11 protein-coding genes are annotated in these 14595 nt (G+C 73.9%); 6 read left to right on the top strand and 5 right to left on the bottom strand.

The features are described from left to right. Positions 1-168: 168 nt before the first annotated feature. The 4 genes from ACIRQF_RS37730 to ACIRQF_RS37715 form a co-directional block, all read right to left on the bottom strand. Entirely contained in the window at positions 169-1089 is a 921-nt protein-coding gene (locus ACIRQF_RS37730; protein ID WP_404099502.1) for a cation diffusion facilitator family transporter, read from the bottom strand. 22 nt (positions 1090-1111) lie between these two features. After that, on the bottom strand, positions 1112-1981 hold the full coding sequence (locus tag ACIRQF_RS37725) for an acyl-CoA thioesterase (protein ID WP_376630661.1): 870 nt from the start codon (positions 1979-1981) through the stop codon (positions 1112-1114). Beyond that, complete coding sequence (locus ACIRQF_RS37720; RefSeq protein WP_376630660.1) at positions 1982-3139, bottom strand: acyl-CoA dehydrogenase family protein; 1158 nt, start codon at positions 3137-3139, stop codon at positions 1982-1984. A 75-nt stretch (positions 3140-3214) separates the two neighbouring features. Further along, on the bottom strand, positions 3215-4447 hold the full coding sequence (locus tag ACIRQF_RS37715; protein WP_404099498.1) for a helix-turn-helix domain-containing protein: 1233 nt from the start codon (positions 4445-4447) through the stop codon (positions 3215-3217). 164 nt (positions 4448-4611) lie between these two features. Here ACIRQF_RS37715 and ACIRQF_RS37710 point away from each other — a divergent pair, with 164 nt between their 5' ends. Further along, entirely contained in the window at positions 4612-5217 is a 606-nt protein-coding gene (locus ACIRQF_RS37710; RefSeq protein WP_404099496.1) for a hypothetical protein, read from the top strand. Positions 5218-5296: 79 nt separating this feature from the next. Here ACIRQF_RS37710 and ACIRQF_RS37705 read toward each other — a convergent pair whose 3' ends face one another. Continuing rightward, positions 5297-6868, bottom strand: a complete 1572-nt coding sequence (locus tag ACIRQF_RS37705; protein WP_404099493.1) for a PucR family transcriptional regulator ligand-binding domain-containing protein — start codon at positions 6866-6868, stop codon at positions 5297-5299. A gap of 118 nt (positions 6869-6986) precedes the next feature. On the opposite strand from ACIRQF_RS37705, the gene speB reads away from it, so the two are divergent. From speB to ACIRQF_RS37680, 5 genes are all read left to right on the top strand, one after another. Further along, the gene (gene speB, locus ACIRQF_RS37700; RefSeq protein WP_376630652.1) at positions 6987-7964 is read left to right on the top strand and encodes an agmatinase; all 978 of its coding nucleotides are present in this window, start codon (positions 6987-6989) and stop codon (positions 7962-7964) included. Positions 7965-8263: 299 nt separating this feature from the next. After that, positions 8264-9946, top strand: a complete 1683-nt coding sequence (locus tag ACIRQF_RS37695) for a thiamine pyrophosphate-binding protein (protein WP_404099490.1) — start codon at positions 8264-8266, stop codon at positions 9944-9946. 73 nt (positions 9947-10019) lie between these two features. Then, positions 10020-10229, top strand: coding sequence for a type II toxin-antitoxin system VapB family antitoxin (locus tag ACIRQF_RS37690; protein ID WP_382487297.1), 210 nt, complete (start codon positions 10020-10022; stop codon positions 10227-10229). Continuing rightward, positions 10226-10648, top strand: coding sequence for a PIN domain nuclease (locus ACIRQF_RS37685; protein ID WP_382487294.1), 423 nt, complete (start codon positions 10226-10228; stop codon positions 10646-10648). Before ACIRQF_RS37690 ends, ACIRQF_RS37685 begins: the two co-directional genes overlap by 4 nt. A gap of 194 nt (positions 10649-10842) precedes the next feature. Next, entirely contained in the window at positions 10843-14595 is a 3753-nt protein-coding gene (locus ACIRQF_RS37680; RefSeq protein WP_382487291.1) for an ABC transporter ATP-binding protein, read from the top strand.

Genomic DNA, 14595 nt, shown 5'->3' with positions numbered 1-14595 from the left:
CGGGGGGGGGGGGGGTGCCCGGCCTGCGAGCTCCACTTCGCTTCGCTCGTGGAGGTCGCCGCCACGTCCGGACACCCCCTCCCCCGCGGAGCCACCGGCCCCCTTCCCGCCGTCGTCGGGTGCGGGGACAAGGGGGCCCGGGTGAGGGCGGGTCGAGGGGGAGCGGGGTCACGGGCGGGCCGGGGTGGGGTCCAGGTAGACGCGGCGGATCGAGGGGAAGCGGGTGCGGAGGCGCGTCTCCGCGGCGTCGCAGGCACGCTCGACGTCGGCCGCCGTCGACACGTCCCGGAAGTCGACCTTCGCCGCCACCATCACCTCGTCCGGCCCCTGGATCAGCGTCGTCAGGTCCAGGACGCCGACCACGTGCTCCACGGCCAGCAGCTCCTCGCGGACCTGGTCGCGCATCCGGCGGGGGAGCGGCCGGCCGATCAGGAGCTCCGCGTTCGCGTGGCCCAGCACCCAGGCGACGTAGACGAGCAGCAGGCCGATCAGGACCGAGGCGACGCCGTCCCAGACGCTCGAACCGGTGATCTCGACGCCGAGCAGGCCGCCGGCGGCCAGCATGAGGCCGGCCAGGGCGGCCGAGTCCTCCATCACGACCGCCTTGACCGTGGTGTCGGGCGTGAGGCGCAGATAGCGGCTGAACGGGGTCTTCTTGCGCGCCGCCTCGCTCTTCACCTGCTGGACGGCCGTCCGGAGGCTGAAGCCCTCGAGGACGAACGCGATGCCGAGGACGATGTAGGAGACGAGGGGGTCGCCCACCTCCTCGCCCGCGACGAGGGTGTGGACGCCGTCGTAGAGGGAGAACACCCCGCCGCCCACGAAGGTGGCGACGGCCGCGAGCATCGCCCACACGTACCGCTCGTTCGCGTATCCGAGCGGATGGTCCTCGTCGGCCGGCTTCTCGCTCCGCTTGAGGGCCGTGAGCAGCATGAACTCGGTGATGGTGTCGGCGAGCGAGTGGGCGGCCTCCGACAGCATCGCGCTGGAGCCGCTGATCACGCCCGCGACGGCCTTGGCGGCGGCGATGCCCAGGTTGGCCATCGCCGCCACGATCACTGTGAAGGTGCTCTCGCCCTGTTCCGCCATGACCGGACGGTATGTCCGGTCGTCAGCGGGGCACGCGAACGACACCCTCCTGGATGACCGAGATGGCGAGCTTTCCGTCCTGCGTGAAGATCCGGGCCTGGCCGAGGCCGCGCCCGCCGGACGCGGTCGGCGACTCCTGGTCGTAGAGGAGCCACTCGTCCGCCCGGAAGGGGCGGTGGAACCACATGGCGTGGTCCAGGGACGCCCCGACGACGTCGCCGACGGCCCAGCCGCCGCGCCCGTGCGCGAGGAGGATCGAGTCGAGCAGCGTCATGTCGGAGACGTACGTGGCCAGGACGACGTGCAGCAGCGGGTCGTCGGCCAGCTTGCCGTTGGTGCGGAACCAGACCTGCGAGCGCGGCTCGCGCGGCGTGCCGACCGTTCCCCACGGGGGCGTCTCGGCGTAGCGCAGGTCGACCGCGGCGCGGGCCTCGATCAGCCGGTCCGCGACCTCGCGGGGGAGGTGGCGCGGCAGCATCTCGGCGGGCGACGGCAGCGACTCGGGGTCCGGCGCGGGCGGCATGTCCGCCTGGTGGTCGAGCCCCTCCTCGTACGTCTGGAAGGACGCCGAGAGGTGGAAGATCGGCTGGCCGTGCTGGACGGCCACCACCCGGCGGGTGGTGAAGGAACGCCCGTCGCGGATGCGGTCCACGTTGTAGACGATCGGCGCGCCCGGGTCCCCGGCCCGCAGGAAGTACGCGTGCAGGGAGTGGGCGAGCCGGTCCGCGGGGACCGTCCGCCCCGCCGCCACCAGCGCCTGCGCGGCCACCTGGCCGCCGAAGACGCGGGGGACGATCGAGGGGCGGGACTGCCCGCGGAAGATGTCCTGCTCGATCCGCTCGAGGTCGAGCAGATCGAGCAGGTCATCCAGTGCGCTGTGCTCTTCGGGCACTTACAGGCCCATCGACTTGGCGATGATCGACTTCATGATCTCGCTGGTGCCGCCGTAGATGCGGTTGACGCGGTTGTCCGCGTACAGGCGCGCGATCGGGTACTCGTTCATGTAGCCGTAGCCGCCGTGCAGCTGGAGGCAGCGGTCGATGACGCGGTGCGCGACCTCGGTGCAGAAGAGCTTCGCGGAGGCGGCCTCGGCCGGGGTCAGCTCGCCCGCGTCCAGGGCCTCCAGGGCGCGGTCGGCGACGGCCTCGGCGGCGTCCACCTCGGCCTGGCAGGCGGCCAGCTCGAACTTGGTGTTCTGGAAGGACGCGACCGGCTTGCCGAAGACCGTGCGGTCCGTGACGTACTGCTGGGCGAACCGGACGGCGGCCTTGGCCTGCGCGTACGCGCCGAAGGCGATGCCCCAGCGCTCGGAGGCGAGGTTGTGGCCGAGGTAGGAGAAGCCCTTGCCCTCCTCGCCGAGCAGGTCCTCGACGGGGACCTTGACGTCGACGAAGGCGAGCTCGGCGGTGTCGGAGGTGCGCAGGCCCAGCTTGTCCAGCTTGCGGCCGATGGAGTAGCCCTCGGACTTGGTGTCCACGGCGAAGAGGGAGATGCCGAAGCGGCGGTCCTCGGCCGAGGGGGCGGAGGTGCGGGCGCAGACGATCACGCGGTCGGCGTGGACGCCGCCGGTGATGAAGGTCTTGGCGCCGTTGAGGACGTAGTGGGTGCCGTCCTCGGAGAGCTTGGCGGTGGTCTTCATGCCCGCGACGTCGGAGCCGGTGCCCGGCTCGGTCATCGCGAGGGCCCACATCTCCTCGCCGGAGACGAACTTCGGGAGGTAGCGCTTCTTCTGCTCGTCGGTGGCGAGCATCTTGATGTACGGCAGGGCGAGCAGGACGTGCACGCCGGAGCCGCCGAACTGCACGCCGGCGCGGGCGGTCTCCTCGTAGAGGACGCCCTCGAACTTGTGGGTGTCGAGGCCGGCGCCGCCGAACTCCTCCGGCACGTTGATGCCGAATATGCCCAGCTCGCCGAGCTTGTTGTAGAAGTCGCGCGGCGCCTGACCGGCGGCGAACCACTCGTCGTAGACGGGGACGACCTCGGCCTCGATGAAGGCCCGGATGGTCTCCCGGAACGCCTCGTGGTCCTCGTTGAATACGGTACGGCGCACGGTGCGACTCCTCCGGTCTGCGGCCCAGTTGTCTAAGCGCTTGCTCAGTCTGTCGTCAACGAAGTTACCCAGCGGTCACCCACCCTGTCCAGACTCCTCGCCTGTGATCCAGGCCCGCCCCACGGAGTCGTATCCGTACACGGGCCCCTTCACCCCGCTCGTCCGGAAGGGCGCGCCGTCCTCGTCCCCGATCCGGACCGTGCCCCGGCGCCCCTCCGAGCTCCACTCCAGCTCCAGGTACCAGCGGCAGTCGCACCCCGCCGCCCCCGCCGAGACCAGCAGCTCCTCCGGCTCGGCGGCGCTGACCTTGTACGGGAAGGAGACCGCCGGGAGCGTCCGGCCCTCCTCCCCGGAGGCGTCGTACCCGTCAAGCCCCCGCGCCACCGGCCGCGGCCGGTCCAGGTCCACCTCGAATCGGCGCGGCGTCACCGCCCCGCCGCACCCGTCGTCCATCCGGTACGCCGCCCACGGGAGCGGCGCGCCCCGATCCACCACCCGCACGTGCAGTGCCTGGAGCACCACCGCCGCCGCGCTCTTGCCCTGCACCGACACCCGCACCAGCGTCTCTCCGCCGTCCACGGCTCCCTGCGCCGCCGCCCAGCTCCGCGCGTCGGCCGCCTCCGGCGGGGGAGGGGGCGTCCGCTCCGCGAGGTAGGTGTGCCCGCACCCGTTCTTCCAGAGGTGCGAGGTGACCGTCCATGTGAGGGGCACCGGCGGTTCGGCGGCCCGCTCCCGGGTCTTTCCGGGCAGGAGTACGGCTCCGAGCGTCACCGTGCCCACGACCGCCAGCGTCCCGCCGACCACGCCCACCCACCTCCACCGGCGCCTCCGCCGCTCGGACGGGAGGCCGCCCGGGACGCGTGCGTGCACGGGTTCCAGCTCGGGCTCGGGCGCCGCCTCCAGGGCCGGCGCGGGCTCCGGAGCCGGCCCCGGCCCCGGTCCGGGCCCGGGCGCCGGCTCCGCGTCGGGTTCCGGTGCCGGCTTCGCGTCGGGTTCCGGTGCCGGTTCCGCGTCGGGTTCCGGTGCCGGCTTCGCGCCGGGCTCCGGCACCCGGGGGCGGCGGGTGCCGTCCGCGCGGGTCCAGGCCACCGCCAGGGCCCGCCGCTCCTCCTCGTCCGCCCCGCACAGCAGGGCGAGGCGGTCGACCACGGCGAACCCCTCCGGGACGGTCGCGCCGGAGCAGTAGCGGTGGAGGGTGGACGCGCTGACGCTCAGGCGCCGGCCCAGCGCCTGGTAGCTCCTCCCGTCCCGCGCCTTCAGCGCGCGCACGAGCCCCGCGAACTCCTCGACGGCGGCGTCCTTCGGCATTCCATCCCCCTCGCCCTGCGTCCCATCCCCTCACGTCCTTGCACGTCAGCAGGGGTGGAACGGTTCCGGGACGGAGGGCGGGCGCGTCACCGTTGCCCGGGGGCGGGCGCGCGCCCGACGCTGGTGGGGCACTGACCGAACGACCCGACGGGGGATCCACCACCATGAACAAGCTCCGTACCGCACTCGCCACCGCCGCCGCTGCCGCCCTGGGCCTCGCGGCCCTCGCCACGGCCCCGGCGCAGGCCGCCGCCCAGCCCGCCTTCCTCGCCGCCTCCCAGATGCCGCCGTCGTCTACGCCGTGGACCGCCACGCAGGTCTTCACCGGCGTCCCGGAGAACGGCGGCGTCCTCTGCGCCCCGTACAAGATCCCGGCGCAGAACACCCGCTACCGCGAGTTCAGCACCGAGCTCGACACCAACGGCGTCCAGGTCACCACCGTCGCCCGCACCGAGGCCGACGCCGTGAAGCTGGTCGACACCCTTCGCAAGGCCCTCGCCGGCTGCGGCCCCCTTCTGGAGCGGCAGAACCCGGGCCTGAAGGCCGTCAGCGCCTCCCACGGCAAGCTCGACGTCGAGGAGGGCGCCTGGGTCTACAGCCTGGACACCGCCGACCCGCAGATCGGCAGCACCGACATCCACCTCTTCTCCGTCGGCCGCGACGGCCGCACCGTCACCCTCGTCCGCTGGGGCCAGATGGGCGACTTGAAGGACGCCCCGCTGACCGCCTTCCGCACCACGACGAAGACGGCCGTCAACAAGCTCTACTGACCCGCCGACCCGCCGGCCGCTGATCCGCTGACCCGCCGGCCCGCCGGCCCGCCGACCGCTGATGCGCTGACCCTCGGGCTCACCCGAGCGCGAACCACAGCTCCATCCGCACGTCCGGGTCGTCCAGGTCCCGGTCCAGGAGCGTCGCGCAGCGGGTGATCCGCTGGCGGACGGTGTTGCGGTGCACGTCCAGGGCCACCGCCGTCCGGTCCCAGCTGCCGTGCAGGGAGAGCCAGGCGCGCAGGGTCTCCCGCAGGGGATCGCTCAGGGGCGCGAGGAGGGTCCGGGCGTGGGCGGCGGCCTCGTCCGGGTCCACGAGGGACGCGAGGCCACCCGGGCGGTGGCGCACGAGCGCCGACCGGGTGGCCTCCGCCCGGCGCAGGGCACGCGCCGCCTGCCCGTCGGCGGCGGGGAGGTCCCCGGCATCGGCGGGGGCGGAGACGCCGAGGAACCAGCCGGGCTGCGCGGTGACGGGAAAGGAGGCGGGCAGCAGGAGACGTACACGGGCGGGGGCCGCCCCGGAGCCAGGGGCCGCTCCTGCCTTCACCAGGGACACTTCCGTCCCCGTCGGAGGCCTGCCCGCACCGCCGGGCGCTCCCGCCCTCGTGGGAGGCCTGCCCGCACCGCCGGGCGCTCCCGTCTCCACAACCGCCGCTTCCGTCTCCACCAGCGCCGTCCCCAGCGACGCCGCCAGGTCCGCCACCGCGAACGGGGTGCCGTCGCCGCCCCGCGCGTGGACCACCGTCCACGGACCCGGTTCCAGGGCGGCCGCCGCCTCTGCCGGGGAGGCGCCCAGGAGCAACCGGACCAGGGCCCCGTCCCGTGCCGCCGCGTCCGCGCCCCGGTGCGGGGCCGTCAGGAGGGACAGCAGGACCACCGCGACGCCCGCGATCGTGCGGTCGCCGGGGTCCCGCCGCTCCGTCGCCACCCCCAGGGCCAGCCCGTCGCCGCCCCCGAGGGCGTACGCCGCGAGGCGCAGGCCCCCGCCCTCGCCGCTCGCCGACGCCGGGCCGCCAGGGCGCGGGCCCAGGACCCCCGCCAGTTCCCGCAGGGCCCGGGATGCCTCCGGCGGGACCTCCCGGCCGGCGGCCGCCGACTCCGTGCCGTCCGGGGCGAGGAGGACCGCCCGGCCGCCGAGCCGGGCGGCGAGCGCGCCGAGGACCGCCGGGACCGGGGCCGGGCGGGCCGCCGCCGTCGCCAGGGACTGCTGGGCCTCCGTGACCCGGCGCAGCTCGTGCAGCCGGGCCTCCGCCATCAGCCGCCACACGGCCCGCGCCACGGCCGTGAACGGGGTGCGCGGCGGCACTTCGAGGAGCGGGAGGCCCTGACGGGTGCAGGCCTCGACCAGTCCCGCCGGGACCGTGTCGTACACGGGCGTCACCCCGAAGGCGAGCGCCGCCGCTCCCGCCTCCACCACCCGCTCCACGTACCGCGCCGGGTCGGTGAGCTGCACGCCCGCCGTCATCAGGAGCTCGCCGCCGAGCAGGTACGGGTACGGGTCGGCCATCTCGGAGGTGTGCACCCAGTGCAGCGGTACGTCTCCGGGTCCGGCGAGCAGCCGCAGGCCCAGGTCCCGGCGGGCGAGCAGCGCGGCGAGCGGGATCGGCGGGGCCGGGGGAGTGGAGGCGGGGTCCGCGGGGCTCGTCGTCATGGACCCTTCGTACACCACCGGCTCGTACAGTGGAGGAAACGCACACTTCTGCACCGCTTCACCGGCGCTTACCGTCGTGCCGGAGAACCATCCCCTCGCCCCCCGGAGGAACCCGACCATGAGCAGCAGCGACCAGAACACCCCGCGCGGCCCGATCGACTCGTCCCGCATCCCGCGGTACGCCGGTCCCGCGACGTTCGCGCGGCTGCCGCGGCTCGACGAGGTCGGCACCGCCGACGTCGCCGTGGTCGGCATCCCCTTCGACAGCGGTGTCTCCTACCGCCCCGGCGCCCGCTTCGGCGGCAACGCCATCCGTGAGGCCTCCCGCCTGCTGCGCCCGTACAACCCGGCGCAGGACGCGTCCCCGTTCGCGCTCGCCCAGGTCGCCGACGCCGGTGACATCGCGGTCAACCCGTTCAACATCAACGAGGCCGTCGAGACCATCGAGGCCGCCGCGGACGACATGCTCGCCACCGGCGCCCGCATGATGACCCTCGGCGGCGACCACACCGTCGCCCTGCCGCTGCTGCGTTCGGTCGCGAAGAAGCACGGCCCCGTCGCCCTGCTCCACTTCGACGCCCACCTCGACACCTGGGACACGTACTTCGGCGCCGAGTACACCCACGGCACCCCGTTCCGCCGTGCCGTCGAGGAGGGCATCCTCGACACCTCCGCCCTGTCGCACGTCGGCACCCGCGGCCCGCTGTACGGCAAGCAGGACCTGACGGACGACGAGAAGATGGGCTTCGGCATCGTCACCTCCGCGGACATCTACCGCCGCGGCGCCGACGAGGTGGCCGACCAGCTCCGCCAGCGCATCGGCGACCGCCCGCTGTACATCTCGATCGACATCGACTGCCTCGACCCGGCCCACGCCCCCGGCACCGGCACCCCCGAGGCGGGCGGCATGACCTCCCGTGAGCTCCTGGAGATCCTCCGCGGCCTCGCCTCCTGCAACCTCGTCGGTGCCGACGTCGTGGAGGTCGCCCCCGCCTACGACCACGCCGAGATCACGGCCGTCGCCGCCTCGCACACGGCCTACGAGCTGACGACGATCATGTCCCGTCAGATCGCCGCGTCGCGCACGGCCGGCTGACGGCTCGGCGGGCGCGGCTCGCCGGCCCCGCCCGCCGAGCCGCACCCCGCGCGGCCGGCGGCCGCGCGGGACCTGCGACACCCGTGCGGCCGGAGTTCCGTCGCGGCGGACGTGCCGTGGGGGCACCGTGGGGTGAGGGCACCGTGCGGTGGGGGGCACCTTCCCGCCCCGCGTCCCGCCAGGGTCCCTCCCGGGATCGCGGGGCCCCCGCCCCGCCGGAACCGGACCTGGGGCAGGCTGGACCCGCCCGCCGTCACCGGGCCGCATCCGTCCGACCACGTCACGCTCCGAGGGACCCCATGACCCACGATCACGACCTCGTGCTGCGGCCCACCGCCGCCCAGACGGCGGCGGCGCTCAACCCGCCCGCCGGGCGGACCGGCGGCGACCTCGTCGTCGAGACCCTCTCCGGTCTCGGCGCGACCACCGTCTTCGGCCTCCCCGGCCAGCACGCCCTCGGCATGTTCGACGCCCTGCGCCGCTCCGACCTGCGCTACGTCGGACTCCGCGTCGAGAACAACGCCGGCTTCGCCGCCGACGCGTACGGCCGGATCACCGGCGAGGCGGCCCCGCTGCTGCTGTCCACCGGCCCCGGCGCGCTCATGGCGCTCGCCGCGCTCCAGGAGGCGGCCGCCGCCTCCGCGCCGGTCCTCGCGATCGGCAGCCAGGTCCCGTCGGCCGGGCTCGGCGGCGGCCGGCACGGCTATCTGCACGAGCTGCGCGACCAGCAGGCCTCGTTCCGGGACGTCGTGAAGTCCGTGCACACGGTCCGGACGCAGTCGCAGATCCCCTCCGCCGTCGCCGCCGCGTGGAAGTCGGCGCTCACCGCCCCGCACGGGCCGGTGTGGGTGGAGATCCCGCAGGACGTGCTGCTCGCCGAAACGACGCTGCCCGTGGTCACGGCCCTGGACGCGACGCCCGACGAGGTCGTGCCCCGTCCCGAGCTGACCGCGGTGGCCGCACACCTCCTGGCGAACGCCGAGCGCCCCGCGATCATCGCGGGCGGCGGCGTCGTCCGCTCCGACGCCGCGGGCAAGCTGCTCGCGCTCGCCGAGCGGATCAGCGCCCCCGTCGTCACCACCTTCGGCGGCAAGGGCGCCTTCCCGTGGGAGCACCCGCTGTCGCTGCAGTCCTGGCTGGAGGACCGGCACACCACCGACTTCCTGGAGGACGCGGACGTCCTCCTCGTGGTCGGTTCCGGCCTCGGCGAGCTGTCGTCGAACTACCACACGTTCGCCCCGCGCGGCCGGATCGTCCAGATCGAGGCCGACGCCGGGAAGCTGGAGTCGAACCATCCGGCACTCGGCATCCACGCGGACGCCCGCCTCGCGCTGCAGGCGCTGCTGGAGACGGTCGCGGAGCGCCCGGACGCCGGCGCCCCGGAACGGGTGCGCACGGTCCTCGGGAAGGTGCGGGACCGCCTCGGCGCCCAGGGCCTCGACCTGGAGCAGCGGGTCGTCGCCGCCGTGCGCGCGGCGCTTCCGGACCGGGCGCCGAGCTTCTGGGACATGACGATCCTGGCGTACTGGGCCTGGTCCGCCTTCGACGCCCGCCGCCCCAACACCATGCACTCCGCGCAGGGCGCCGGCGGCCTCGGCTACGGCTTCCCCGCCGCCCTCGGCGCGGCCGCGGCCGACCCGACCCGCCCGGTGCTGGCGGTGTCCGGCGACGGCGGCGCGATGTACTCCATCGCCGAACTCGCGACGGCCAGGCAGTACGGCCTCGACGTCACGTGGCTGATCGTCGACGACGGCGGCTACGGCATCCTGCGCGAGTACATGACCGACGCCTTCGGCGAGGCCACGGCGACCGAGCTGGCCCGCCCGGACTTCGTCGCCCTCGCCGAGTCCTTCGGCGTCCCGGCCACCCTCACGACCCCGGACGACCTGGCCGTGGACCTCGCCGCGGCCCTGAAGGCCCCCGGTCCGTCGGTGGTCGTCCTCCCGGCCCTCCTGAGGATGTTCGAGCCGACGCACCTGTGACCGAAACGGCGTTTGCCGTGCCGATCGACCCGGACATATCCTCCTTGTGCCGCCGGCATATGGAGGATGTGTCATGTCGAACCTGTACGTGGAAGTCGACGATCTGGCCCTCGCCGAGGCGGCCGAGATACTGGGCACGAAGACGAAGAAGGACACCGTCAACGCCGCCCTTCGAGAGGTCGCGCGGCGCCGTGAGCGGCTGCGGGCGCTGGAGCAGCTCACGGAGATGGCCGACCGGGGCGACTTCGACATCCTCATGGAGAAGGCGAACTATCGCCGATGAGCCCGTTCACCTATCTGGTCGACACCTCCGCCGCCGTGCGGATCATCGCCAGGAAGCACGTTCAGGCCGCGTGGCGGAACTTCACCACCGAAGGCGTCGTCGCCATGTGCGACATCACCGAGCTGGAGCTGCTCTACTCGGCCCGGTCCGCCGACGACCGGCTCGCGAAGGAGGAGCTGCTCGCACAGCTCTTCAACTGGACCGCCGTCCCCGACGGTGTCTACTCACGCGCCCGCCGCGTCCAGCAGATGCTCACCGCCCGGGGCGAGCACCGCGGTGCCGGTCCCGTCGACCTCCTGGTCGCGGCGACCGCCGAGCTTTCGGGGCTGACGCTGCTCCACTACGACCGGGACTTCGACGCCATCGCCCGGGCCACCGGTCAGCCCGCCCAGTGGGTCGCCCCGCCGGGGACGGCGTGACGCCGGCCGGTCCGGAGGCCCAGGCCGTCTCTTCCGGATCCTGCCGGGCTCGCGGCGGGATCCGCAAGAAACGGGCCTAGGTCCCGCGACCGACCCCTCGTCCGTCCTTCGGCCCCGGATTGTTGCGGCGGGATGAAATCGCACGTCGGGCGCGTTGGGCCTTCCGGTAGAGAAGGACGGACGGGAGGCGCCACGTGGCGGCGGTGGGGCAGGAACAGACGGGGGAACGGGGCCGGGGCTGGGCCCGCAGACTCTGGGGATACGCCTGGCGGTACAAGGCCAACGTGCTGCTGGCGCTCGCGTCCTCGCTCGGCGGCATGGCCGTGCTGGCGCTCGCTCCGCTGATCACCAAGGTGATCATCGACGAGGTCATCGGGGCCAAGACCGGCTCCCTCGCGCTGTGGACCGGCCTGCTCGTCGCGTCCGCGGTCGTCGTGTACGCGCTGACGTACGTCCGGCGCTACTACGGCGGCATGCTCGCCCTCGACGTCCAGCACGACCTGCGGACCGAGATGTTCGGGACGATCACCCGGCTCGACGGGCGCCGCCAGGACGAGCTGTCCACCGGGCAGGTCGTCGGGCGCGCCACGAGCGACCTGCAGCTCATCCAGGGCCTGCTCTTCATGCTGCCGATGACCATCGGCAACTTCCTGCTGTTCTTCATCTCACTCGGCGTGATGGCCGCCCTCTCCCTCCCGCTCACCCTCGTCGCGCTCGCCGTCGCCCCCGCCGTCTGGTGGATCGCCCGGCGCAGCCGCACCCGGCTGCACCCCGCCACCTGGTACGCCCAGCAGCAGGCCGCCACGGTGGCCGGGGTCGTCGACGGGGCCGTGACCGGCGTCCGGGTCGTGAAGGGCTTCGGCCAGGAGGAGCAGGAGACCGGCAAGATCCGCGCGGCCGGCCGGAAGCTCTACGCGGGCCGCCTGCGCACCATCCGGCTGAACGCGAGGTACACCCCCGCCCTCCAGGCCGTGCCCGCCCTCGGCCAGGTCGCCGTCCTCGCCCTCGGCGGCTGGCTCGCGTACCGGCAGCAGATCACCCTCGGCACCTTCGTCGCCTTCTCCGCCTACCTCGCCTCCCTCGTCGGCCCGGTCCGCATGCTCGCCGTGGTGCTCACCGTCGGCCAGCAGGCCCGCGCCGGCGTCGACCGGGTCCTGGAGCTCATCGACACCGAGCCGACCCTGCAGGACGGCACGAAGGAGCTCCCCGCGGACGCGCCCGCGACGGTCGAGTTCGACGACGTCTCCTTCGCGTACGAGGACGGCAGCCCCGTCCTCCGGGGCTTCTCGCTGGAGATCCGGCCCGGCGAGACCGTCGCCGTCGTCGGCTCCTCCGGCTCCGGCAAGTCCACCGTCTCGCTGCTGCTGCCCCGCTTCTACGACGTGACCCACGGCGCCGTCCTCGTCGGCGGCCACGACGTCCGCGAGCTCACGCTCGACTCGCTGCGCGCCGCGATCGGGCTGGTGCCCGAGGACTCCTTCCTCTTCTCCGACACGGTCCGCGCCAACATCGCGTACGGCCTGCCCGAGGCCACCCAGGAGCAGATCGAGAGCGCGGCCCGCGCCGCCCAGGCGGACCGTTTCATCGCCGAGCTCCCGGACGGCTACGACACCAAGGTCGGCGAGCACGGCCTCACCCTCTCCGGCGGTCAGCGCCAGCGCATCGCGCTGGCCCGCGCGATCCTCACCGACCCCCGGCTGCTCCTCCTCGACGACGCCACCTCCGCCGTCGACGCCAAGGTCGAGCACGAGATCCACGAGGCCCTGAAGTCCGTGATGGCCGGGCGCACCACGCTGCTCATCGCGCACCGCCGCTCCACCCTCGGCCTCGCCGACCGGATCGCCGTGCTCGACGACGGCCGGCTCGCCGCCATCGGAACCCATGAGGAGCTGGAGCGCGGCTCCGCGCTCTACCGGCGTCTCCTCACCGACCCCGACGAACTGGGCGCGGTCTCGCCCGGCCACCTCCCCCCGGCCGACGTACCCGAGGACCGCACGCTGCGGGCCGAGCTGGACGCCGAGTTCGACGCCGAGCGGGGCATCACCCCGACCCTGTGGGTGCGCGAGGAGCCCGAGGGCGGCGAGCCCTCCGCGCCCGGTGCCACCCCGGAGCTGCTCGCCGCCGTGGAGGCCCTGCCGCCCGCCGACGACACCCCGGACGTCGACGAGGTCCGCGCGGTCTCGCCCGAGGAGTCGTACGGGCTCCGCCGTCTCGTGCGCGGCTTCGGCCTGCCGCTGCTGATCAGCCTGGGCCTGGTCGCCCTGGACGCGGGCGCCGGCCTGCTGCTGCCGGTCCTGATCCGGCACGGCATCGACGAGGGCGTCAACCGGCTGGCCATCGGCGCCGTCTGGGCCGCCTCCGCGCTCGCCCTGCTGACCGTGCTCGTCCAGTGGGTCGCGCAGACCGCCGAGACCCGGATGACCGGCCGCACCGGCGAGCGGATCCTCTACGCGCTGCGGCTGAAGATCTTCGCCCAGCTCCAGCGGCTCGGCCTGGACTACTACGAACGCGAGCTCACCGGCCGGATCATGACCCGGATGACCACGGACGTCGACGCCCTGTCGACCTTCCTGCAGACCGGACTCGTCACGGCCTTCGTCTCCGTCGTCACCTTCTTCGGCATCATGGGCGCGCTCCTGGTGCTCGACCTGCAGCTCGCCCTGGTCGTCTTCGCGACCCTGCCGGTGCTCGCCGTCGCCACGTACTACTTCCGGCGCTCCAGCGTGAAGGCGTACGAGCTGGCGCGCGAGCGGATCAGCGTGGTCAACGCCGACCTGCAGGAGTCCGTCTCCGGCCTGCGGATCGTGCAGGCCTTCCGGCGCGAGCGGTCGGGCGTCGAGCGCTTCACGGCCCGCAGCGTGGAGTACCGCGAGGCCCGCGTCCGCGGCCAGTGGCTCATCTCGGTCTACTTCCCGTTCGTCACGCTGCTGTCCTCGGTGGCCGCCGCGGCCGTCCTGATCGTCGGCGCGCACCGCATCGAGGGCGGCACGCTCACCACCGGCGCCCTGGTCGCCTACCTGCTCTACATCGACCTGTTCTTCGCGCCCGTGCAGCAGCTCTCCCAGGTCTTCGACGGCTACCAGCAGGCCACGGTCTCGCTGAAGCGGATGCAGGAGCTCCTCCGGGAGCCCACCTCCACCGCCCCCGCGGACGCCCCGCGCGAGGTCCCCGGACTGCGCGGCGAGATCGCCTTCGAGAACGTGTCCTTCGCCTACGGAGGCGAGACCGGCGAGCCGGAGGGGGCCGCGCTGACCGGCGTCGACCTGCGCATCCCGGCCGGCCAGACCGTCGCGTTCGTCGGCGAGACCGGCGCCGGCAAGTCGACCCTGGTCAAGCTGGTCGCCCGGTTCTACGACCCCACCGACGGCCGCGTCACCGCCGACGGCACGGACCTGCGTGAGCTCGACCTCACCGCGTACCGGCACCGGCTCGGTGTCGTGCCGCAGGAGGCGTACCTGTTCGCCGGGACGGTGCGCGACGCCATCGCGTACGGGCGTCCGGAGGCGAGCGACGCCGAGGTGGAGGCCGCGGCCCGCGCGGTCGGCGCCCACGACATGATCGCCACGCTCGACGGCGGCTACCTGCACGAGGTCGCCGAGCGCGGCCGGAACCTCTCGGCGGGCCAGCGACAGCTGATCGCCCTGGCCCGCGCCGAGCTGGTCGACCCCGACGTGCTGCTCCTCGACGAGGCCACGGCGGCCCTGGACCTGGCCACCGAGGCCCAGGTCAACGCGGCCACCGACCGCCTCGCCGGCCGCCGAACGACCCTGGTCGTCGCCCACCGCCTCACCACGGCCGCCCGCGCCGACCGGGTGATCGTGATGGACCACGGCCGGGTCACCGAGGACGGCACCCACGACGAACTCCTCGCCCGCGACGGGCGCTACGCGGCGCTGTGGCGCACCTTCATCGGCGAGGCCGAGCCGGCGAGCGTGAAGGCGGTGTGA

The sequence above is a fragment of the Streptomyces sp. NPDC101191 genome (genome assembly GCF_044767915.1).
Lineage (GTDB): Bacteria > Actinomycetota > Actinomycetes > Streptomycetales > Streptomycetaceae > Streptomyces.
Note: the sequence above shows the minus strand (reverse complement) of the source record. Positions and strands in the feature narration are given on the sequence as shown.

Coding starts and splice junctions, on each gene's coding strand:
- ACIRQF_RS37730 (WP_404099502.1), bottom strand. CDS start 1,089: ATGGCGGAACAGGGCGAGAGCACCTTCACAGTGATCGTGGCGGCGATG.
- ACIRQF_RS37715 (WP_404099498.1), bottom strand. CDS start 4,447: ATGCCGAAGGACGCCGCCGTCGAGGAGTTCGCGGGGCTCGTGCGCGCG.
- ACIRQF_RS37710 (WP_404099496.1), top strand. CDS start 4,612: ATGAACAAGCTCCGTACCGCACTCGCCACCGCCGCCGCTGCCGCCCTG.
- ACIRQF_RS37705 (WP_404099493.1), bottom strand. CDS start 6,868: ATGACGACGAGCCCCGCGGACCCCGCCTCCACTCCCCCGGCCCCGCCG.
- speB (WP_376630652.1), top strand. CDS start 6,987: ATGAGCAGCAGCGACCAGAACACCCCGCGCGGCCCGATCGACTCGTCC.
- ACIRQF_RS37695 (WP_404099490.1), top strand. CDS start 8,264: ATGACCCACGATCACGACCTCGTGCTGCGGCCCACCGCCGCCCAGACG.
- ACIRQF_RS37690 (WP_382487297.1), top strand. CDS start 10,020: ATGTCGAACCTGTACGTGGAAGTCGACGATCTGGCCCTCGCCGAGGCG.
- ACIRQF_RS37685 (WP_382487294.1), top strand. CDS start 10,226: ATGAGCCCGTTCACCTATCTGGTCGACACCTCCGCCGCCGTGCGGATC.